22 protein-coding genes are annotated in these 20,149 nt (G+C 65.5%); 19 read left to right on the forward strand and 3 right to left on the reverse strand.

What is annotated here, in order from left to right; genetic code table 11:
- Positions 1-224 precede the first annotated feature (224 nt).
- From ubiT to DFR34_RS12325, 5 genes are all read left to right on the forward strand, one after another.
- Complete coding sequence (ubiT, locus tag DFR34_RS12305; RefSeq protein WP_110391454.1) at positions 225-635, forward strand: ubiquinone anaerobic biosynthesis accessory factor UbiT; 411 nt, start codon at positions 225-227, stop codon at positions 633-635.
- Entirely contained in the window at positions 632-1,069 is a 438-nt protein-coding gene (locus DFR34_RS12310) for a putative zinc-binding protein (protein ID WP_110391455.1), read from the forward strand. The genes ubiT and DFR34_RS12310 overlap by 4 nt, the downstream gene beginning before the upstream one ends.
- 72 nt (positions 1,070-1,141) lie before the next feature.
- On the forward strand, positions 1,142-3,127 hold the full coding sequence (locus DFR34_RS12315; protein ID WP_110391456.1) for a ribonucleoside triphosphate reductase: 1,986 nt from the start codon (positions 1,142-1,144) through the stop codon (positions 3,125-3,127).
- Positions 3,128-3,629: 502 nt separating this feature from the next.
- Positions 3,630-3,824 carry an anaerobic ribonucleoside-triphosphate reductase gene (gene nrdD / locus DFR34_RS12320; RefSeq protein ID WP_110391457.1) on the forward strand — a complete coding sequence of 65 codons (195 nt, stop codon included), beginning with the start codon at positions 3,630-3,632 and terminating at the stop codon, positions 3,822-3,824.
- Positions 3,784-4,488, forward strand: coding sequence for an anaerobic ribonucleoside-triphosphate reductase activating protein (locus tag DFR34_RS12325; protein ID WP_110391458.1), 705 nt, complete (start codon positions 3,784-3,786; stop codon positions 4,486-4,488). Before nrdD ends, DFR34_RS12325 begins: the two co-directional genes overlap by 41 nt.
- Before the next feature lie 36 nt (positions 4,489-4,524).
- On the opposite strand, the gene cobA is transcribed toward DFR34_RS12325, so the two are convergent.
- A complete protein-coding gene (gene cobA / locus DFR34_RS12330; RefSeq protein WP_110391459.1) occupies positions 4,525-5,370 on the reverse strand; it encodes a uroporphyrinogen-III C-methyltransferase in 846 nt (281 codons plus the stop codon).
- A gap of 151 nt (positions 5,371-5,521) precedes the next feature.
- On the opposite strand from cobA, the gene DFR34_RS12335 reads away from it, so the two are divergent.
- The 5 genes from DFR34_RS12335 (at position 5,522) to argC (ending at position 9,562) form a co-directional block, all read left to right on the forward strand.
- On the forward strand, positions 5,522-5,947 hold the full coding sequence (locus DFR34_RS12335; protein WP_110391460.1) for a c-type cytochrome: 426 nt from the start codon (positions 5,522-5,524) through the stop codon (positions 5,945-5,947).
- Between the two features lie 37 nt (positions 5,948-5,984).
- Complete coding sequence (locus DFR34_RS12340) at positions 5,985-7,424, forward strand: cbb3-type cytochrome c oxidase subunit I (protein ID WP_276329692.1); 1,440 nt, start codon at positions 5,985-5,987, stop codon at positions 7,422-7,424.
- 150 nt (positions 7,425-7,574) lie between these two features.
- Entirely contained in the window at positions 7,575-8,138 is a 564-nt protein-coding gene (locus DFR34_RS12345) for a cytochrome c oxidase subunit 3 (protein WP_110391461.1), read from the forward strand.
- A gap of 71 nt (positions 8,139-8,209) precedes the next feature.
- Positions 8,210-8,560, forward strand: a complete 351-nt coding sequence (arsC, locus tag DFR34_RS12350; protein ID WP_110391462.1) for an arsenate reductase (glutaredoxin) — start codon at positions 8,210-8,212, stop codon at positions 8,558-8,560.
- Positions 8,561-8,623: 63 nt separating this feature from the next.
- Positions 8,624-9,562 carry an N-acetyl-gamma-glutamyl-phosphate reductase gene (gene argC / locus DFR34_RS12355; protein WP_110391463.1) on the forward strand — a complete coding sequence of 313 codons (939 nt, stop codon included), beginning with the start codon at positions 8,624-8,626 and terminating at the stop codon, positions 9,560-9,562.
- A 182-nt stretch (positions 9,563-9,744) separates the two neighbouring features.
- On the opposite strand, the gene DFR34_RS12360 is transcribed toward argC, so the two are convergent.
- Positions 9,745-10,299, reverse strand: a complete 555-nt coding sequence (locus DFR34_RS12360) for a hypothetical protein (protein WP_110391464.1) — start codon at positions 10,297-10,299, stop codon at positions 9,745-9,747.
- A 127-nt stretch (positions 10,300-10,426) separates the two neighbouring features.
- Positions 10,427-11,875 carry an NCS1 family nucleobase:cation symporter-1 gene (locus DFR34_RS12365; protein WP_110391465.1) on the reverse strand — a complete coding sequence of 483 codons (1,449 nt, stop codon included), beginning with the start codon at positions 11,873-11,875 and terminating at the stop codon, positions 10,427-10,429.
- 313 nt (positions 11,876-12,188) lie between these two features.
- On the opposite strand from DFR34_RS12365, the gene DFR34_RS12370 reads away from it, so the two are divergent.
- From DFR34_RS12370 to DFR34_RS12405, 9 genes are all read left to right on the forward strand, one after another.
- Positions 12,189-12,902: a GntR family transcriptional regulator gene (locus tag DFR34_RS12370; protein ID WP_158281818.1), complete on the forward strand. Its 714-nt coding sequence runs from the start codon at positions 12,189-12,191 to the stop codon at positions 12,900-12,902.
- Between the two features lie 38 nt (positions 12,903-12,940).
- Positions 12,941-13,126, forward strand: coding sequence for a hypothetical protein (locus DFR34_RS16930; RefSeq protein WP_146215137.1), 186 nt, complete (start codon positions 12,941-12,943; stop codon positions 13,124-13,126).
- Positions 13,127-13,416: 290 nt separating this feature from the next.
- Positions 13,417-14,154 carry an aspartate/glutamate racemase family protein gene (locus tag DFR34_RS12375; RefSeq protein WP_110391467.1) on the forward strand — a complete coding sequence of 246 codons (738 nt, stop codon included), beginning with the start codon at positions 13,417-13,419 and terminating at the stop codon, positions 14,152-14,154.
- Between the two features lie 2 nt (positions 14,155-14,156).
- Entirely contained in the window at positions 14,157-15,098 is a 942-nt protein-coding gene (puuE, locus tag DFR34_RS12380; RefSeq protein ID WP_110391468.1) for an allantoinase PuuE, read from the forward strand.
- Between the two features lie 377 nt (positions 15,099-15,475).
- On the forward strand, positions 15,476-16,507 hold the full coding sequence (gene alc / locus DFR34_RS12385) for an allantoicase (RefSeq protein ID WP_110391469.1): 1,032 nt from the start codon (positions 15,476-15,478) through the stop codon (positions 16,505-16,507).
- On the forward strand, positions 16,504-16,998 hold the full coding sequence (locus tag DFR34_RS12390) for an ureidoglycolate lyase (protein WP_110391470.1): 495 nt from the start codon (positions 16,504-16,506) through the stop codon (positions 16,996-16,998). Before alc ends, DFR34_RS12390 begins: the two co-directional genes overlap by 4 nt.
- Positions 16,999-17,239: 241 nt before the next feature.
- Positions 17,240-17,518 (forward strand): cytochrome C oxidase subunit IV family protein, encoded by a 279-nt coding sequence (locus DFR34_RS12395; protein ID WP_110391471.1) that lies wholly within the window; start codon positions 17,240-17,242, stop codon positions 17,516-17,518.
- A gap of 2 nt (positions 17,519-17,520) precedes the next feature.
- Positions 17,521-18,309: a CbbQ/NirQ/NorQ/GpvN family protein gene (locus DFR34_RS12400; RefSeq protein WP_110391472.1), complete on the forward strand. Its 789-nt coding sequence runs from the start codon at positions 17,521-17,523 to the stop codon at positions 18,307-18,309.
- Positions 18,310-18,312: 3 nt separating this feature from the next.
- Entirely contained in the window at positions 18,313-20,148 is a 1,836-nt protein-coding gene (locus DFR34_RS12405; RefSeq protein ID WP_110391473.1) for a nitric oxide reductase activation protein NorD, read from the forward strand.
- The last annotated feature ends 1 nt before the right edge of the window (position 20,149 follow it).

Consider the following 20,149-nt stretch of genomic DNA (forward strand, 5'->3'; position numbering starts at 1 on the left):
AGATGTCACCGTGGGCGCACCGTGGCGCCTTGCCTGGGCCCCCGCCTGCGCGGGGGCGACGCGGTGGAGGGGCCAACACCCCAGTGGCGCACAACACAGAACAGATTGCGCCATCCGCTGCGCGTCACGCGCCACCCCATCATGTCCCACCCGCTGTGCTGCCAGCGGCATGCCGCAAAGTCTCCGCCGCCGCCCCATCATATTCATGTCAAGGAGTTCACCCGATGTCTGTCGCCACTTTCGGCGCCGTTGTGCCGCCGGCCTTGTTGTCTCCTCCTTTGTGCGCTGTGCTGGAGCTGGCGCGCTTGGGGCGTTGGCTGCAACCGCCGGCCGAGTTGGAGGGGCGCAGCGTGGCGCTGACGCTGACCGACCTGGGCCTGCGCCATGGCCTGTGTTGCCGGGATGGGCGCTTTCGGCCACATGGCGTGGCCGACGCCGAGCTGAGCCTGTCGGCCAGTCTGGCGGATGTGCTGCTTCTGCTAGCGGGCCAGGTGGACGCTGACACGCTGTTTTTTCAGCGCCGGCTGGCGATTGCCGGCGACACCGAGCTGGGCCTGGTGGTGAAAAACTGGCTGGATGCGCAAGAGCGCCCGGCCTGGCTGACCCGGCTGGCGGCGCGCTGGAGCCCGATGTGAACGCGCCGGCCACCCCAGCGGGCAAGCCCTTGGTGTACGCCTGTTCCGGCTGTTCGAATGTCGCCCAGTTGGCCAATCAATTGGCGGTGGCGCTGGACCGCAGCGGGGCGGCGCAGATGTCGTGCATCAGCGGGGTGGGCGGCGGGGTGGCGGCGCTGGTCAAGCTGGCGCAAAGCGGACGGCCGATTCTGGCCTTGGACGGCTGCCCGCTGGCCTGCTGTCAGGCCTGCCTGGCGCAGGCGGGGGTGCAGGCCGGCCAGCATGTGGTGCTCAGCGAATTGGCCATCCGCAAACGTCACGGCCGCGACTGCACGGCTGACGAGCAGCAGCAGGCTGCGCACGCCGTGCGCACGGCGCTGGCGCAGCTGACGGGCGGTGATTTGCCCGCAGTGGGCGCAGGGCTTGATGGCCATCAAGCAAACACAAAATGCTGAGTTTAACCAATCAATAAACACAACATGTAGTGTTATGATCCCACCCATCATCACTCTCTGGGGGGCCGCGCCATGCAATCGGTGCGCAAACGGGATGGCAGTCTTGCCGTGTTCAACCGCCGCAATATCGTGCGCGCCATCGCCGCCGCCGGCCGCGCCAGCGGCGAATTTGACTTGCCGCTGGCCGAGGCGCTGAGCGACCAGGTGCTGGCCCAACTGGCCGGGGAACGCTGCCCGGATGTGGAAACCATTCAGGATCGGGTGGAAGAAACCCTGGCGCAGGCCGGCCACTGGCGCACCGCGCGGGCCTATGTGGTGTACCGCGAACAACACGCCCGCCTGCGCGACGCCGCGCGCAACTGGGTGGACGTGGGCCAGTGCATGGACGAATACCTGGAACAACGCGACTGGCGGGTGAACGCCAACGCCAATCAGGGCTATAGCCTGGGCGGGCTGATCCTCAATGTGGCCGGCAAGGTCACCGCCAATTACTGGCTGGAGCATGTCTACCCGCGCGAAGCGGCCAATGCCCACCGCGCCGGCGATATTCATATCCATGACCTGGACATGCTGTCCGGCTACTGCGCCGGCTGGTCGCTGCGCCAATTGCTGACCGAGGGCTTTAACGGCGTGCCGGGCAAAGTGGAAGCCACCCCGCCACGGCATATGTCCGCCGCGATTGGCCAGATCGTCAATTTTTTGGGCGCGCTGCAAAACGAATGGGCCGGCGCGCAGGCGTTCAGCTCGTTTGACACCTATATGGCGCCGTTTGTCCGCCTGGACGCCATGAGCTATGCCGAAGTGCGGCAAAGCATGCAAGAGCTGATCTACAACCTCAACGTGCCCAGCCGCTGGGGCACGCAAACCCCGTTCACCAACCTCACCTTCGACTGGCGCTGCCCGGCCGACCTGGCCGAGCAAATCCCCTATATCGGCGGCGAGGAATGCCCGTTCAGCTACGGCGAGCTGCAAGCAGAAATGGACATGATCAACCGCGCCTATATCGAAGTGATGATGGCCGGCGACGCACGCGGCCGGGTGTTCACCTTTCCCATCCCCACCTACAACATCACCCGGGATTTTCCCTGGGATCACCCCAACGCTGAGCGGCTGTTTGCCATGACCGCCAAATACGGCCTGCCCTACTTCCAGAACTTCGTGAACTCCGACCTGGAACCGCATATGGTGCGCTCGATGTGCTGCCGCTTGCAGCTGGACCTGCGCGAACTGCTCAAGCGCGGCAACGGCCTGTTTGGCAGCGCCGAGCAAACCGGCTCGATTGGCGTGGTGACGGTCAACTGCGCGCGGCTGGGCTACTTATACGCCGGCGACGAAGCCGCCCTGCTGGCGCGGCTGGACACCCTGCTGGCGCACGGCCGCGACGTGCTGGAGGTCAAGCGCAAAGTGGTGCAGCGCTATATGGACCAAGGGTTCTACCCATACAGCAAGCGCTACCTGGGCACACTGCGCAACCACTTCAGCACCCTGGGGGTGAACGGCATCAACGAGATGATCCGCAACTTCAGCCAGGACCGCGACGACATCACCACCGCCGCCGGCCACGCCATGGCCGAACGCCTGCTCGACCACGTGCGCGCCCGCATCGCCGACTTCCAGACCGACACAGGCCACCTGTACAACCTGGAAGCCACCCCAGCCGAAGGCACGACTTACCGCTTTGCCCGCGAAGACCGCAAACGCTGGCCCGACATCCGCCAAGCCGGCAGCGCCACCCAGCCGTATTACACCAACAGCAGCCAACTCCCCGCCGGCTTCACCGACGACCCCTTCGACGCGCTCAGCCGCCAGGAAACCCTGCAAAGCAAATACACCGGCGGCACCGTGCTGCATCTGTATATGCACGAAGCCATCACCTCGGCGCAGGCATGCAAAACCCTGGTGCAACGAGCGCTGACCCGCTTTCGCCTGCCCTACCTGACCATCACCCCCACCTTCTCCATCTGCCCACACCACGGCTATCTATCCGGCCGCCACGAATACTGCCCACAGTGCGACGCAGCGCTGCTGGCGCAAGAACATGCGCAGGAAACGGCGTGATGGTTTCAAGTGGAGATCCAACACACAGTGGTCAACCAGACTTGACCGTCAGCACGCCATGGCCCCTGGCCTGGGCCCCCGCCTGCGCGGGGGCGACGTGGCAGCGGGGCAAACACCAGCGAGGCGCACAACGAGCCACCGATTGCGCTATCTACTGCCCATTGCCTGACCCCGTCACCAGATGAATTCAACACACCGCCCGTTGCGCTTAGCCCGCCGTTTCCCCCGTGTGGCGCGCCGAGCATCGCAGCCGGCCAGGGGGCCGTCCGCCACGGCTAAGCGGCGGCGCAGCCGACGCGCCATTCCGTGGCGGCCCTGGCCGGCGAGAAGCACAGGGCACCCGGCCCGCAGGGACGGGCGCGGCACCCGGGTCGCCTTTCTTTTCCCCCTTTTCTTTGGCGAGACAAAGAAAAGGGGTCGGGTGCGGGGCGAAGCCCTGCCCCCAATCAACCCCGCGCGACAGCGCGGCTCAACTCACCCACTCACACAAAGGACAACCACCATGCCCACCCCACACACCACCCCGACCACCCCAAGCAACCCCATCCCCCTCACCCCACACGACCCCCGCCGCACCCGCTGCGAAATCTGGACCCGCGTCATGGGCTACCACCGCCCGGTCAGCTCATTCAACACCGGCAAACAAGGCGAATTCCATGAACGGCGCTTCTTCCGTGAACCCCAGCGCCACGACTGAACCCGCCATCGGCGGCCTGACGCCCTTCTCCAGCGTCGATTGGCCCGGCCAGCTTGCCGCCGTGGTGTTTATCGCCGGCTGCCCATGGCGCTGCGGCTACTGCCACAACCCCCAACTGCAACCCCGCCAGCGCACGCTGGACTGGCCGGCCATCCTGCACTGGCTGGACAGCCGACGCGGCCTGTTGGACGGCGTGGTGTTCTCCGGCGGCGAGCCGCTGAGCGAGCCAGCGCTGGCCGACATGGCCCGCGCCGTGCAAGCGCGCGGCTTTGCCGTCGGCCTGCACAGCGCCGGCATCTACCCGCAGCGGCTGGCGCAACTGCTGCCCTGGCTGGACTGGCTGGCGCTGGACATCAAAACCGACCAGGCCGGCTACGACGCGCTGACCGGCCGCGCGCGCAGCGCCTGGCCGGTGCAAGTGTGCCTGGAAATGGCGCTGGAAGCCGGCTGCGCGCTGGAATGCCGCACCACCTGGAGCCCACAGCGGCTCAGCGAAGCGCGGCTGCTGGCGCTGGCGCAAACGCTGGCGGCGCGCGGCGTGCGCCACTACGCCGTGCAGGATGAACGGTCAGCGCCGGGCCAGCCGGCGCAAGGGACGCTCAGCGAGGCGGCGCAGGCGCAGCTGGCCCGTTGCTTTGCCAGTTTCAGTTACCGGCGCAGCTGAGCGCGGCGAACACAAGCCTGCTGGCCCTGTGCCGCACTACCCGCACTGATCGCTGCACGGGGTGTTGTCAGCGGCGCTCAGCGCAACGGCGGCCATCAGTTCATCGTGCACCGCCAGCACCGGGCCAATCACCAGCAAGGCCGGGGTGTGCGCGTCGTGCTCGGCCACCGCCGCGCCCAGTTGGTCCAGCCGGGTGCGGATCACCCGCTGGCGCGGCGTGGTGGCGGCTTCGATCACCGCCGCCGGGGTGTCCGCCGCGCGGCCGTGCTGCATCAAGGCCTGGGCAATCGCCCCGGCCTGACGCACGCCCATATACACCACCACGGTGGCGCCGGGGTGGGTGTGCGCAGTCCAGGCCAGCTCGCTGGCGTCGTCGCGGCGATGGCCGGTGACCAAGGTGCAGCCCTGGGCGTGGTCGCGGTGGGTGAGCGGCAGGTGCGCCATCGCCGCCGCGCCCAGCGCCGCGCTGACGCCGGGGGTGACTTCATAGCGCAGCCCGGCCGCCGCCAGCGCCTGCATTTCTTCGCCGCCGCGCCCAAACAGCAACGGGTCGCCGCCCTTGAGCCGCACCACACGCCGGCCGGCGCGCGCCTCGTCGATCAATAACTGTTCAATCTGCCGCTGGCCCACGCTGTGCGCGCCAGCGCGCTTGCCCACGCAGTACAGCCGCGCCTGCGCCGCCAGGGCGAGGATGGCCGGGTTGATCAAGTGGTCGTACAGCACCACCTCAGCCGCGCGCAGACGGGCGCGGGCGCGCAGGGTGAGCAAGCCGGCGTCGCCCGGCCCGGCCCCCACCAGCGCCACCTGCACGCCCGTTGGCCAGGCTTCGTCGTCAATCAGGGCGCCGCCGGCCAGCGGCGGCAAAGGACAGGGGGCATTCATCGTTGTTTCTCCACAACACGAGCATGCCGCCAGTGTAGGAATTTCCCGGTCGGGAAATCGTTGATTCGAATCAATGCTATCCAGATGGCCAAATCCGTACAGTCCATGCTGAAACCGGCGCCATGCCGGAGCGGACTATAGGAGGGTCGTGATGAGCGCCAGTTTTACCAAATCCACCGCGCGCAATATTTTTTATGGCGGCGCGGTCTTTTTCTTTTTACTGTTTTTAGCGCTGACCGTGGACACCGTGCAAACCCTGCCCAAGCGCGATAACCGCGCCAATCTCACCGAGCAGGTGGCGCGCGGCAAAAAGCTGTGGGAAGTGAATAACTGCATCGGCTGCCACACCTTGCTGGGCGAGGGCGCGTATTTTGCGCCGGAGCTGGGCAATGTCTATCAACGGCGCGGCCCGGAGTTCATCAAAGCCTGGATCAAGGCCCAGCCTACCGGCGCGCCCGGCCGCCGGCAAATGCCCAATTTTCACTTGAACGACGCCGAGCTGGATGACCTGGTGGCCTTCCTGAAATACGCCTCGGAAATCGACACCAATAAATGGCCGCCCAATATCGAAGGCTGATTTCGTTCTATTGCCATTAGCATCCCAGGAGAATTCGATGTCCACTTCCGCCAAGGCTGCGCCACGCCCCGCAGGGGGGCCAACGCCAGCCAATATGCACATCCGTTTTGCTTCACAAACGGTGGCCAAGCCGTATTTTGTTGCCGCCATCGGCCTGTTTGTCGGTCAGGTGATTTTTGGCCTGATCATGGGCCTGCAATATGTGATCGGTGATTTTCTGTTTCCGGAAATCCCGTTCAACGTCGCCCGCATGGTGCACACCAATCTGCTGATTGTCTGGCTGCTGTTCGGCTTTATGGGCGCCGGCTACTATCTGATCCCGGAGGAATCCGAGCGCGAGCTGCACAGCCCGCTGTTGGCCAAGATCACCTTCTGGGTGTTTTTGGTGGCCGGGGCGCTGACCATTGTCGGTTATCTGGCGGTGCCTTACGCCACGCTGGCCAAAATCACCGGCAATGATTTATTACCCACCATGGGCCGCGAGTTTCTCGAACAGCCCACCATCACCAAGATCGGCATCGTGCTGGTGGCGCTGTCGTTCTTGTTCAACCTGAGCATGACCGTGCTCAAGGGCCGCAAGACCAGCATCAGCCTGGTGATGATGCTGGGCCTGTGGGGGCTGGCGATTTTCTTTTTGTTCTCGTTCTATAACCCGCATAACCTGGTGCTGGACAAGTATTTCTGGTGGTGGGTGGTTCACCTGTGGGTGGAAGGCGTGTGGGAACTGATCATGGGCGCCATGCTGGCCTTCGTGCTGGTAAAAGTGACCGGCGTGGACCGTGAAATCATCGAAAAATGGCTGTATGTGATCATCGCCATGACGCTGATCACCGGCATCATCGGCACCGGCCACCATTACTTCTGGATTGGCACGCCGGGCTACTGGCAGGTGTGGGGCTCGGTGTTCTCCGCGCTGGAGCCGATTCCGTTCTTCATGATGACCTTGTTCGCCTTCAATATGGTCAACAAACGCCGCCGCGAGCACCCGAACAAAGCCGCCGTGCTGTGGGCGCTGGGCACTGGCGTGATGGCCTTCCTGGGCGCGGGCGTGTGGGGCTTTTTGCACACCCTGGCCCCGGTGAACTACCTGACCCACGGCACGCAAATCACCGCCAGCCACGGTCATATGGCCTTCTACGGCGCTTACGCCATGGTGGTGATGACCATGATCTCGTACACCATGCCGCTGATGCGCGGACGCGAAGCCAATAGCAATGGCGCGCAAGTGGTGGAAATGTGGGCGTTCTGGCTGATGACCATCGCCATGGTGTTCATCACCCTGTTCCTGACCGGCGCCGGCATTCTGCAAGTTTGGATGCAGCGCATGGGCGAGCAACCGCTGGGCTTTATGGCCACGCAGGACAAAATCGCCTTCTTCTACTGGCTGCGCGAAGCCGCCGGGGTGGTGTTCTTTGCTGGCCTGCTGCTGTACATCGTCAGCTTCTTTGTCGGCAAGCGGGAAGCGGCGCGCGGGTAAGCCGGGCGGCGGGGAGGTTAACCCCACGGTTGGCCGCTGTTCCCCCAGCGCCCATCCAGGCCACTCACCCCCGCCAACACCCAAGCTCCCCCATACTCAGATCCAACCCTTTGGCGCCCTACCCCGGGCGCTTTTTTTCTGGAGGCGCGCATGCCGCGTTCACGTCATGTGCCGGGCGACTTGGCCATGTGGTTGTTCATCCTGGCCGAGCTGGCGGTGTTTGCCCTGTTTTTTGCCCTGTATGGCGTTCACCGCGCCCGACAACCAGCACTGTTCGCCCAGGGCCAGGCCAGTTTGCGGCTGGGCAGCGCCTTGGTGAACACCCTGCTGCTGATTGCCGGCAGCGCGGCGGTGGCCGCCAGTGTGCGGGCGTTTGCCGCCAACCAGCTCGCCCGTGGCGCGCATCTGCTGGGCTGGACCTGGCTGAGCGGTGCGGTGTTTTTGCTGCTGAAGGGGGAAGAATTCGCCCATTTGTTTGCCGCCGGGGTGAGTTTATCCAGCGATGATTTCTGGATGTTTTACCTATCGCTGACAGTGTTTCACTTTTTGCATGTGGTGCTGGGCATGGTGATTATTGTCGCCGTCTGGCTGCGCGCCCGGCGCGGCGCGTATGGCGCGGCGAATCATGTCGGGGTGGAAACCGCCGCGGCGTACTGGCATATGGTGGATTTGGTGTGGGTGGTGTTGTTTGCCTTGGTATACGTAGCGCGTTAAGAAGCACCAATAGCGCGTCAGCCCCAATCAGGCGACAATGCGCGCCAATTCCCCCACCGGATTGAACTACCATGACCGTCTGCATTTACCACAACCCCCGTTGTTCCAAATCCCGCGATACGCTGGCGCTGTTGCACGCCCAGGGGCTGACGCCCACGGTGGTTGCCTATCTGGACACCCCGCCGGACGCCGCCACCTTGCGCGAGGTGCTGGCCAAACTGGGGCTGAGCGATGCCCGCGCGCTGATGCGCAAGGGCGAGGCGGAATACACCGATTTGAATCTGGCCGCCCCCAGCCTGAGCCAGGAGGCGCTGATTGCCGCGATGGTGGCGCACCCGCGCTTGATCGAGCGGCCGATTGTGGTCAACGGCAACAAGGCAGCGATTGGCCGTCCGCCTGAGCAAGTGTTGGCGATTCTGTAAAACACCCCAGGCCGGTTTTCTGCCAGAATTCTGTTTTTACCCACCCTGACACGCGGATTCACCATGAGCTACAAAGTCTTTGTCGACGGCCAGGAAGGCACCACCGGGCTGCAAATCAACGAATACCTCGCCAAGCGCGACGACATCACCCTGCTCAAGATCGACTCTGACAAGCGCAAGGACCTGGCCGAGCGCCAGCGCCTGATCAATGAATCCGACGTCACCTTTTTGTGCCTGCCGGATGCGGCGGCCAAAGAGTCGGTGAGCCTGGTGAACAACCCCAACACCTGCGTGATCGACGCCTCCACCGCTCACCGGGTGAACCCGGACTGGGTGTTTGGTCTGCCGGAGCTGGCCGCTGACCAGCGCGACAAGATTCGCGCCAGCAAGCGCATCGCCAACCCCGGCTGCCACGCCAGCGCCTTTATCCTGGCGCTGCGCCCGCTGGTGGCCGCCGGCCTGTTGCCGGCCGACAGCCAGATTGCCGCCAATTCCATCACCGGCTATTCCGGCGGCGGCAAGTCGATGATTGCCGAATACGAAAGCCCGGAGCGCATTCTGGCCCCGCGCGCCTACGCGCTGGGCCTGGCGCACAAGCATCTGCCGGAAATGCAGGCCTACACCGGGCTGAGCGTGGCGCCGATCTTCCAGCCAATTGTCGGCCCGTTCTACAAAGGCCTGGCGGTGACCTGCTATCTGCACCCGCAGCAATTCAGCCGCGCCGCCACCCCGCAACAGGTGCGCGAGCTGCTGGCCGATTACTATCAGGGCGAGCGCTTTATCCGCGTGCTGCCGTTTGACCTGAACGCCACCACCGACGGCGGTTTTTACAATGTCGAGGCCAATAACGGCAGCAACCATGTGGACATCGCCGTGTACGGCACCGAAGAGCGCATGCTGCTGATTGCCCGCCTGGACAATCTGGGCAAGGGCGCCTCGGGCGCGGCGGTGCAGTCGATGAATGTGCACCTGGGCGTGGAAGAAAGCCTGGGCTTGGTGTAAGCGCCGCTCACCCAACCCTCCTGGCGTCGTTGCCCAACCTTGGCGTACCTTGTACGGTCTGTGGCCGCACGCCAGGCCAGGATGGCAGCGCTCAGTTTGGCTGGCCACGCCACGCAGACGCGGGGGCAAAAATACCGCCCCCGACCGTCAGCTTGGCTGGCGCATCACCCGCCGTGGCGGGTTTATTTTTTGTCGTCGCCGCCGCCGAACAACTGCAACATCCGGCGCAGACTCTCAATCTGGCCGTTCAGCAGCAGCTTCCAGCCATCGCCATCACGGCGGGTGCTGATCACCGTCAAGGTGCTTTGTTCCATGCCCAGCGCACGCGAGTTCACCCGCGCCAGCACATGGGCCTGGTCTTTTTCTGGCACCGAACCCAATATCTGACTGCTGTCCACCTCACTCATTGCCAGCCGTACGGCCAACACCTTGCCAACCAGCTTGGCGGCCGGCATGGCGCGAGCCTCGGCCATGGTGGCTTTGGGGCCCACAAACATGGCCATGGCTTTGTGCGGGGGTTTGCTCCGGCTTTCCTGCTCCAGTATCGACAGCAACACCTGCTGCATGCCGTTCAATTCGTCTGGATGCAGGCTGGCAGCCATGGTTTCGGTGTCTTTACGCTGCAAGGCGGCCAGGTATTCGCTGGCGGCTTGTTCCGGGGTGGCCGCCGCCAGGGCGGCGGCGCTGAGGGAGAGGGTGCAAAGCGTGAGGGCAAGACGGGACAGACAGGCGCGCATGGGCAGCTCCAGGGTAGGACAACACGGGGAAGCCCGCACCATAGCATGCCCCTCACGGCCAGGACATTGGCAAAAATACGCTCCCCCCCTCAGATGGCGCCACCCCGTGCGTCAGGCCCGGATGGCATCAGGATGCAGCAGCCAAGGCCGACGCTGGCAGCGCAGCGGCGTGTTTTTTCATCAGCGCGTAGTAGCACAGCGCGCCGACGCCGCAGCCGATAAACCAGTTGAAATCGGCCACGCCCTTGGCGCCGGACAGGGTAATGACAATGCCCAGCAGCACGGCGGGAATCAGCGCATACAGCGCGCGGCGGTTCACCCCACCCTGATACCAGTAAGCGCCTTCGGGGTGTTCGCTATACAGGTCTTCCACCACGATGTGCTGCTTGCGCACCAGATAAAAATCCACCAGCAGGATGCCAAACAGCGGGCCGATAAAGGCGGCCAGCATGTCCAGGGTGTAGTGAATCACCTCGGGCGAGTTGAACAGATTCCACGGGGTGATGAAGATCGACGCCACCGCAGCAATAAAGCCCCCGGCGCGAAAGCTGATGTGCTTGGGCGCGACATTGGAAAAATCAAACGCCGGCGAGACAAAATTGGCGACGATATTGATGCCGATGGTGGCGGTGACAAAGGTAAACGCGCCCAGCACGGCGGCCAGGGTGTTGTCGATGCGGCTGACCGTGTCGATCGGGTCGGTGATCATCTGGCCAAACACCGGCAGCGTGCCGGACGTCGTCACCACAGTCACCACCGAAAACGCCAGAAAATTCACCGGCAAGCCCCAGAAATTGCCGCGCTTGACCTCGGCAAAGCTGCGGCCGTAGCGAGAAAAATCGCCAAAATTCAGCATCGGCCCGGAAAAATACGACACCACCAGCGCCACGGCGGTGAGCATCATGCCGGCGGCAGCCCAGCCGCTGTACTTCACCTCGCCCAGATTCAGGCTGATATTGGCCGGGCCGGCTTTCCAGACAATCCAGCCGGCCAGCAAAAACATCACCGCGTACACCGCCGGGCCCGCCCAGTCGATGAATTTCTTGATCGACTCCATGCCGTGCCAGAACACCACCGCCTGCAACAGCCACATGATCATGAAACCCATCCAGCCCAGGTAAGACAACCCAAGCAGATGGCTGTGCGCCAGCTCGCCCAAACCAGGAAAAAACCGCAGCAGCAAGATATTCAGCGCCGAGGACGCCAAAAAGGTCTGGATGCCATACCAGGCCACGGCAATCAGGCCGCGAATAATGGCCGGCACATTGGCGCCAAACACGCCAAACGCCATGCGGCACGCCACTGGGTAGGGCACGCCCGCCTGCTGGCTGGGCTTGGCCACCCAATTGCACATCACATTGACAATGCAGATGCCAACAATCAGCGACACCAGCACCTGCCAGCTGGACAAGCCCAGGGCAAACAGGCTGCCGGCAAATACATAGCCGCCCACGCTGTGCACATCGGACATCCAGAAGGCAAAGATGTTGTACCAAGTCCAGTTTTGCTCTTGCAGCGGAGCAAGGTCTTCATTGTGCAGCCGCTCGCTGGGAGCGCGGGTCAAAACAGAGGGCATGGAAGGCTCCTTGGGGTTCAAAACACAAGTCGGCGCGCCAGTTTGTATACAATTTACCACCCAGTGCGCGCCGCCATATGGCATTCAGGCGGGCAAACCCAAGCAATCCATGTGCCTGATCCAGTTTATCTCCTGGTGAAATAAGGCGTTTTCGTGGCTAAACCCTTGTCTGGCCACGCAAGCCATGCTTTAAATCGAATACACAGCATTGCTATTTTGTATACAAAACATACTTTTCATGTGTGCAACAATGTGCCACCATAGTGCACATCTCGCAGTGCACGCACTGTAAACCAGCCGGATGGCCCACCCCATGAGCGCACAGAAACCCGACCTCCCCACCGCCGACAGCGACGGCGGACGCGACGAAGCCATGTATCGCGGCCTGCACGCCGCCATTTACGAACTGCGCCTGCCGCCAGGCACCCGCCTGCCGGAAGACGTGCTCTCCAACACCTATGGCGTCAGCCGCACCCTGGTGCGTAAAGTGCTGCAACGCATGGCCATGGAAGGCCTGGTGGAAATCCGCCGCAATCGCGGCGCACAAGTGGCCGAACCCAGCGCCGACGAAGCCCGCGAAGTCTTCGCCACCCGCCGCATGCTGGAATGCGGCGCCCTGGCCGAACTGCCGCTGCCCGTGCCCACCGCTGAATTACAAGCGCTGCGCGAACTGGTGCGCCAGGAAGACGACGCCCAACTCAACGGCGACCGCGTCGCCGCCATCCGCCTCTCCGGCGACTTCCACATCCGCCTGGCCGCCCTGGGCGGCAACGCCACCCTGACCAAACTGGTGCGCGAACTGGTGGCGCGCAGCTCGCTGATCCTCGCCACCCACGGCTCACCCATCTCCGTCACCTGCCGCCACTCCGAACACGAACAAATCATCGACCTGCTGGCGCGCGGCGAACGCCAGGCCGGCGTGGCATGGATGGCCGAACACTTTGAACACATCACCCGTGGCCTGCGCTGGCGCGAACAACCGCTCGACCTGTTCTCCGTGCTCAAGGGCGGCGACACCCCGACCTGAGGCGGGCTGAAATCAGATAGGGGTGGATGGGGTTTGGCATGGCCACACTTTATGACAATCAATTTTTCAAGGCAGTTGAATTAGCCGTTTTGAATCCATCCACACCTGAAAAACCTGATTATTATCTTGCATGTAAGACAAACCATCCCAATACCGACCACCATGCCCGCTCACCACACCGCCCTGTGCACACCACCGCTTTACCCCCCCATAAAGCCCGCTGAGCATCGCAGAAAACCGGGGGGCAGTCCGGCCCGGCTAAGCGGCGGCGCAGCCGACGCGCCATTCCGGGCCGGCCCCGGTTTTCGAGAAGCGCAAGGGACCACCGACGCCGCAGGCGGCGGACGGGCGGGCGTCCTGGGGTCGCCTTTCTTTGCCTACTTTCTTTGGCGAAGCAAAGAAAGTAGGTCGGCCGCGGGACGAACTCCCGCTTTAAATCCGGCCCGCGCGCAGCGCGGCACACTAAAAACCCCGCGCTAAGCACCACCAAATCCACCTACCCCCGGACCCCACCATGCACATCCGCCTGATCAACCCCAACACCTCGGCCGCCATGACCGCCAGCATCGGCGCCGCCGCCCAACGCATCGCCGCGCCAACCACCCGCCTCACCGCCGTCAACCCCGCCGACGGCCCCGAATCCATCGAAAGCCACTTCGACGACGCCATCGCCGCCGTCGGCGTCTGCGAAGAAATCCTGCGCGGCGAACGCGACGGCGTAGACGCCTACATCATCGCCTGCTTTGGCGACCCCGGCCTGAACGCCGCCCGCGAACTCACCCGCGCCCCCGTCATCGGCATCGCCCAAGCCGCCTTCCACATGGCCAGCCTGGTCAGCACCCGCTTTTCCGTGGTCACCACCCTGCGCCGCACCGTGATCCTGGCCGAACATTTGCTCAGCCAATACGGCTGCGCCACGCTGTGCGCCAGCGTGCGCGCCACCGACATCCCGGTGCTGGAACTCGAACACAACCCCAGCGCCTGCGCCGCCCAACTGATCGACCAAGCCCAACACGCCCGCGACCACGACGGCGCCGGCGCCATCGTGCTGGGCTGTGGCGGCATGGCCAGCTTTGCCGCCGACATGCAAGCCGCGCTGGGCATCCCGGTGATCGACGGCGTCAGCGCGGCAGTCAAACTGGCCGAAGCCGCCGTCGGCCTCGGCCTGCACACCAGCAAGCACGGCGACCTGGCCACGCCGCTGCCCAAATCATTCACCGGCCGTTTTGCGCATTTTTCCCGGAGCGCCTGACCATGACCCCACTGTCTGCTGACTACCCCCGCGACCTGCGCGGCTACGGCCGCACCCCGCCACACGCCCAATGGCCGGGCCAGGCGCGCATTGCCGTGCAATTTGTGCTCAATTACGAAGAAGGCGGCGAAAACTGCGTGCTGCACGGCGACGCCGGCAGCGAGCAATTCCTGTCGGAAATGTTCAACCCCGCCAGCTACCCCGAGCGGCATTTGTCGATGGAATCCATCTACGAATACGGCTCGCGCGCCGGGGTATGGCGCATCCTGCGCGAATTCGAACGCCGTGGTTGGCCGCTGACCGTGTTTGCCGTCGGCATGGCCATGCAGCGCCACCCCGAGCTGGCCGCCGCCTGCGTGGAGCTGGGCCATGAAATCGCCTGCCACGGCTGGCGCTGGATTCACTACCAGCACATGGACGAAGCCACTGAGCGCGAACACATGCGCCTGGCGCTGGACACCCTCACCGCGCTCACCGGCCAGCGCCCGCTGGGCTGGTACACCGGCCGCGACAGCCCCAACACCCGCCGGCTGGTGGTGGACGACGGCGGCCTGCTGTACGACTCGGACTACTACGGCGACGACCTGCCGTTCTGGACCGAAGTCACCCGCAGCGACGGCGTGACCGCGCCGCACCTGGTGGTGCCCTACACCCTGGACGTCAACGACATGCGCTTTGCCCTGCCGCAGGGCTTTAGCCACGGCGAGCCGTTTTATCAATACCTGAAAGACAGCTTTGACGTGCTGTACGCCGAAGGCGACGAAGCGCCAAAAATGCTGTCGGTAGGCATGCACTGCCGCCTGCTCGGCCGCCCCGGCCGCTTTGCCGCGCTGCGCCGCTTTATGGATTACATCGCCAGCCACGAGCGGGTGTGGGTGTGCCGCCGGGTGGACATTGCCCGCCATTGGTGTGAGGTGCATCCGTATGCGCCGGCCGCGCGCTGAGCGCCGCTAAGCACGCACCACGGCGTGGGGCGGCGTCGTCGCGCAACAACCGGCGGTTAACGAGATTGCACCGACGGCACGCCGTGGATGTTTGCCTGGGCCCCCGCCTGCGCGGGGGCGACGCGGTGGTGAGTAAAACACCCGGTGTGGCGCGCAGCGATGGTGTGTGTGGATGGCGCGATCAGTCGGCTACTTGCAGCATCCATGCATCCGTGAACAACACCCACCACTCGACGCGCCCCACCGAGTCATTCCCGCGCAGGCGGGAATCCAGACCTTGCCACGACGAGCTGCCGTGACCTTAGGGTGCGGAGCTACATTGAATAACCCGCCCGACACGGGCGCTTAAACTAAATTACTGAATAAAGGAACACGCCATGAGTCATCCTGTTTCTGCCGCCGTGCGGGTGGCCGCCGCGGTGGACTTGCCCGACTGGGCGCGTCGGGCGGTGAACCTGGCCGATGCCCGGCTGGGCGCGCGCGCCTTGGGCGCCAGCGACGAATTTTTTGCCCCGCTGGCGCGCATGCTCAACCCGGAGCCGGCGGTGTTTGTGCCCGGCCAGTACGACGCCCACGGTAAGTGGATGGACGGCTGGGAAACCCGCCGCCGACGCGGGCCGGGCCACGACTGGAGCATCATCGGTCTGGCGCGGCGCGGCCGGGTGTTTGGCTTTGACGTGGACACCAGCCACTTCACCGGCAATTACGCGCCGGCCATCGCCATCGAAGCCACCGACTGCCCCAGCGACGACCCCGAGGTGCTGGCGCGCGCCAGCTGGACGCCGCTGCTGACCTCCACCAGCCTGCGCGGCGACAGCCACCATCTGCTGGCGGTGGCGGACGACGGGGTGTGGAGCCATCTGCGCGTGCACATCTACCCGGACGGCGGCGTGGCCCGGCTGCGCGTGTACGGCCGCCCGGCGGAAATCACTGCCGGCCCGGACGGGCTGACCGACCTGGCCGCGCAGATCAACGGCGGCCGCGCGCTGGCCTGGAACGACGCCCACTTTGGCCAGGCGGCCAATCTGCTGGCGCCGGGGCGTGGGGTGAATATGGGCGACGGCTGGGAAACCCGCCGCCGACGCGAGCCGGGGCACGACTGGTGCATTATCGAGCTGGGCGCGCCGGGGGTGATTGAGCGCATCGAGGTGGACACCGCCCACTTCAAGGGCAATTACCCGGACCGTTTTTCCATGCAGGCGGCGCGGGTGGACGGCGGCACCGAGCAATCGGTGATTACCCAAAGCATGTTCTGGCCGACGCTGATTGGTGAAACGCCGCTGTCGATGGACGCCGAGCATGTGTTCAGCGCGGGCATTGCCGCGCTGGGCGTCGTCAGCCATGTGCGCTTTAACATCCACCCGGATGGCGGCGTGTCGCGGCTGCGGTTGTGGGGGCGGCCGGCATGATCACCCTCACCGCCAGCACGCTGAGCGCCGATGCGTTTGCCCCGTTTGGCCAAGTGCTGTCCGCCGCCAGCGCGGCGCGGCAGTTCACCATCAATGGCGGCAACACCGAACGTTTTCATGATCTGGCCGAGCTGTCGGCCGGCGCGGACGGCCGGCTGATTGTCAGCCTGTTTCGCGGCCAGCCGCGCGCGCTGCCGTTTGCGGTGAGCATGCTGGAGCGCCACCCGCTGGGCAGCCAGGCTTTCTTGCCGCTGGGCGAACGGCCGTATCTGGTGGTGGTGGCCCCACCCGGCGCGCCGCCCAGCCCGGCAAGTGTGCGCGCCTTTCTCGCCGCCCCCGGCCAGGGGGTGAACTATGCGCCGGGAGTGTGGCATCACCCGCTGCTGGCGCTGGACGCAGTCAGCGACTTTTGGGTGATCGACCGCGCCGGCCCCGGCGACAACTGCGAAGAAATCACCCTGGCCGAGCCGGTGTGGGTGCAGCGGCCCTGACGTAACCCTCCCTGGCCCGGCCTGCGCCGGGCGGGGACTCAGCGCCGCTCACCGCGTCATTGCACAGCCTTGCCGTATTGCTTGCACTGTCTGCATCCATCTCTGCGCGCCTGGCCAGGCGCACGACCGCAGACAGTACAAGGCGTACGGCAAGGTCGGGCAACCACGCCAGGCGGGTTTTGTTCGCCGCGCTTATCCGCCATCAAGGCCAGCCCCACCCCCACTGCGGCATCATCCGCACATGCTTTCTTCTCATTCTCCCGCGTCCACGCCGCGCCCGGTGTGGCCGGTCTGGCTCTACCTGAGCGCGTTGACCCTGGCGCTGGCCGCCCTGGCCGAGTGGCGCAGCCATGCCGCGCTGGCGGCGCTGGCGTTGGGCGGCGCCTGGCTCAAGGGCGTGGTCATCATCGAATCTTTCATGGCCCTGCGCGATGCGCCGATGTGGCTGCGCGCGGCGGTGCATGGCTGGCTGGCGCTGTTGTGCGGCGGGCTGTGCGCCAGTTTTCTGTATGGAGGCTGAACATGGCCGCAACTGATATCCCGTTTTATCAACCGGCCGGCGACGAGTGCGAGGTGTTCGCCCACGCCTGGCGTCAGCAGCTGCCGGTGTTGATCAAAGGCCCCACCGGCTGCGGCAAAACCCGCTTTGTCGCCCATATGGCCGCGCAGCTGGGGCTGCCACTGTTTACCGTGTCTTGCCATGATGATTTGTCCGCTGCCGATCTGGTGGGCCGCCACCTGATTGCCGGCGGCGACACCCGCTGGTGCGATGGCCCGCTCACCCAGGCGGTGCGCGCTGGCGGGCTGTGTTATCTGGATGAAGTGGTCGAGGCGCGCAAGGACACCACGGTGGTGCTGCACCCGCTGACCGACGACCGGCGCATGCTGCCCATCGAGCGCACTGGCGAGGTGCTGCAAGCGCCGCCGGGCTTTATGCTGGTGGTGTCGTACAACCCCGGTTATCAGCATGTGCTGAAAACCCTGAAACCCTCCACCCGCCAGCGTTTTGTGGCGCTGAGTTTTGATTTTCCGCGCCCGGAAGTCGAATGCGAGGTGGTGCGCCACGAAGGCGGCGTGGACGCCGAGCTGGCCTGGCGGCTGGTGCGGCTGGGCGGGCAATTGCGCCAGCTGGGCGGCCACGATCTGGACGAAGGCGCCAGCACCCGGCTGCTGGTGTACGCCGCCCGGCTGATGGCCAGCGGCATGCCGGCGCGGCGCGCCTGCGAGGTGGCGCTGGCCGAACCGCTCAGCGACGAGCCAGACACCCTGGCCGCCTTGCGCGCGGTGATCGACACCCAATTCGGGAGCTGAGCGATGGAAGACTGGGTTGGCGGCTGGTGGGACCGGCTGATCCGCCGCGCCGCCTATCGCGGCCATCCGCAGGCGGCGGTGGCGCTGGCCGACATCGAGCGCCAGGCGCCGGTGTTTTTTCGCGCCATGGGTGGCGACCCGGCGCTGACCGTGCGCAGCACGGTGGGCGCGGCGCATGGCGCGCGGCGGCGGCTGCTGGAGCGGGTGGCCGGCATTGGCGAGCGGGTGGAGCTGGGCTGGCGCGACGCGCAATCGCTATACCTGCCCGAGCGCATCGACCTCTACCCGGACGCCGCGCTGAACCGTGAGCTGTATTTCTGGCTGATGGCGCTGGCCGCGCGCGACGACGCCCACCACGGCGGCGACTGGTTTGCCCGCAACCGCGCCGCCACCGCCGCCTGCCTGCGCCAGATGCCCGGCCTGGCGGCGGTGTACGCCCGGCTGGCCGCCGCCCTGCTGCCGCTGCGCGACCTGCCGCGCCGCGCCGACGAACGCGCGCAGGAACTGGCCATCCGCGCCGCCCTGCAACAGCCGCACCAGGCCATCGCCCTGCCGCCCTGCGCCCAGCCGCCGCAGCCGGTGCCGCTGTGGCTGCACCCCTCGCCGCCCGGCGGCGGCCAGGCCCATTGCGCCCGCCGCGACGGCGACGCCGCCGCCGAGGACGAAGCCAGCCAGCGCCGCGACAGCAAGGCGCGCCGCCGCTATCGCGCCCGCGATGGCGAGACTGACGAGCGCAAAAACGGCATGCTGATGGTGTTTCGCGCCGAAAGCCTGTTCACCTGGGACGAATACGTGCGGGTGAACCGCCACACCGACGAAGACGACGACAGCGACGACGGCGCCGCCGCCGAAGACATGCAAACCCTCACCGTGCAGCGCGACACCCGCCGTCGCGCCAGCCGGCTGAAATTCGACCTCGACCTACCCGCCGCCGCCTACGACGACACCCCGCTGGGCCCCGGCATCCTGCTGCCGGAATGGGACTACAAACGCCAGCGCCTGGTGGCCGACCACGCCCGCATCCAGCCCATGCTGCCGCGCGACGCCGCCCCGGCGGCGCTGCCCGAGCGGCTGCTGCCAATGGCCAGACGCCTGCGCCGCCAGTTTCAGGCGCTGGCGCCAGAACGCACTCGCAAACAAGGCGAAGCCAGCGGCCCGGACATCGACCTGGACCGCCTGGTGCGCTTTCTGGCCGAACGCGCCAGCGGCGCGGCGGTGGCCGAACCGCCGCTGTATCAAGCCTGGCCGCCCGGCGGGCGCAGCCTGGCCTGCTTGCTGCTGGCCGATATTTCGCTGTCCACCGAAAGCTGGCTGGGCGACGCCGGCCAGGTGATTCAAGTCATCCGCGACAGCCTGCTGCTGTTTGCCGAGGCGCTGACCGCCTGCGGCGACGCCTTTGGCCTGTATGGCTTTTCGTCCATCCGCCGCGAGGAAGTGCGCTATCTGCTGCTGAAAGACTTTGCCGAACGCTACGACGACGCCTGTCGCGGCCGCATCCTCGCCCTGCGCCCCGGCTACTACACCCGCCTGGGCGCCGCCATCCGCCACTCCAGCCGCATCCTGCTGGAACAAGCCGCCCAGCGCCGCGTGCTGCTGATCCTCTCCGACGGCAAACCCAACGATCTGGACCACTACGAAGGCCGCTACGGCGTGGAAGACACCCGCCAGGCGGTGCTGGAAGCCCGCCGCGCCGGGCTGATCCCCTTCTGCGTCACCATCGACCGCCAGGCCGGCGACTATCTGCCCCACCTGTTTGGCCGCCACGGCTACACCGTCGCCCACGACGCCCGCCGCCTGCCGCAAGTGCTGACGAGGTTGTATGCGGGGTTGACGGGGTGAA

The organism is Rivihabitans pingtungensis (assembly GCF_003201855.1).
GTDB classification, from domain to species: domain Bacteria; phylum Pseudomonadota; class Gammaproteobacteria; order Burkholderiales; family Aquaspirillaceae; genus Rivihabitans; species Rivihabitans pingtungensis.

Coding starts and splice junctions, on each gene's coding strand:
- ubiT (WP_110391454.1), top strand. CDS start 225: ATGTCTGTCGCCACTTTCGGCGCCGTTGTGCCGCCGGCCTTGTTGTCT.
- DFR34_RS12315 (WP_110391456.1), top strand. CDS start 1,142: ATGCAATCGGTGCGCAAACGGGATGGCAGTCTTGCCGTGTTCAACCGC.
- nrdD (WP_110391457.1), top strand. CDS start 3,630: ATGCCCACCCCACACACCACCCCGACCACCCCAAGCAACCCCATCCCC.
- DFR34_RS12325 (WP_110391458.1), top strand. CDS start 3,784: ATGAACGGCGCTTCTTCCGTGAACCCCAGCGCCACGACTGAACCCGCC.
- cobA (WP_110391459.1), bottom strand. CDS start 5,370: ATGAATGCCCCCTGTCCTTTGCCGCCGCTGGCCGGCGGCGCCCTGATT.
- DFR34_RS12335 (WP_110391460.1), top strand. CDS start 5,522: ATGAGCGCCAGTTTTACCAAATCCACCGCGCGCAATATTTTTTATGGC.
- DFR34_RS12340 (WP_276329692.1), top strand. CDS start 5,985: ATGTCCACTTCCGCCAAGGCTGCGCCACGCCCCGCAGGGGGGCCAACG.
- DFR34_RS12345 (WP_110391461.1), top strand. CDS start 7,575: ATGCCGCGTTCACGTCATGTGCCGGGCGACTTGGCCATGTGGTTGTTC.
- arsC (WP_110391462.1), top strand. CDS start 8,210: ATGACCGTCTGCATTTACCACAACCCCCGTTGTTCCAAATCCCGCGAT.
- argC (WP_110391463.1), top strand. CDS start 8,624: ATGAGCTACAAAGTCTTTGTCGACGGCCAGGAAGGCACCACCGGGCTG.
- DFR34_RS12360 (WP_110391464.1), bottom strand. CDS start 10,299: ATGCGCGCCTGTCTGTCCCGTCTTGCCCTCACGCTTTGCACCCTCTCC.
- DFR34_RS12365 (WP_110391465.1), bottom strand. CDS start 11,875: ATGCCCTCTGTTTTGACCCGCGCTCCCAGCGAGCGGCTGCACAATGAA.
- DFR34_RS12370 (WP_158281818.1), top strand. CDS start 12,189: ATGAGCGCACAGAAACCCGACCTCCCCACCGCCGACAGCGACGGCGGA.
- DFR34_RS16930 (WP_146215137.1), top strand. CDS start 12,941: ATGGCCACACTTTATGACAATCAATTTTTCAAGGCAGTTGAATTAGCC.
- DFR34_RS12375 (WP_110391467.1), top strand. CDS start 13,417: ATGCACATCCGCCTGATCAACCCCAACACCTCGGCCGCCATGACCGCC.
- puuE (WP_110391468.1), top strand. CDS start 14,157: ATGACCCCACTGTCTGCTGACTACCCCCGCGACCTGCGCGGCTACGGC.
- alc (WP_110391469.1), top strand. CDS start 15,476: ATGAGTCATCCTGTTTCTGCCGCCGTGCGGGTGGCCGCCGCGGTGGAC.
- DFR34_RS12390 (WP_110391470.1), top strand. CDS start 16,504: ATGATCACCCTCACCGCCAGCACGCTGAGCGCCGATGCGTTTGCCCCG.
- DFR34_RS12395 (WP_110391471.1), top strand. CDS start 17,240: ATGCTTTCTTCTCATTCTCCCGCGTCCACGCCGCGCCCGGTGTGGCCG.
- DFR34_RS12400 (WP_110391472.1), top strand. CDS start 17,521: ATGGCCGCAACTGATATCCCGTTTTATCAACCGGCCGGCGACGAGTGC.
- DFR34_RS12405 (WP_110391473.1), top strand. CDS start 18,313: ATGGAAGACTGGGTTGGCGGCTGGTGGGACCGGCTGATCCGCCGCGCC.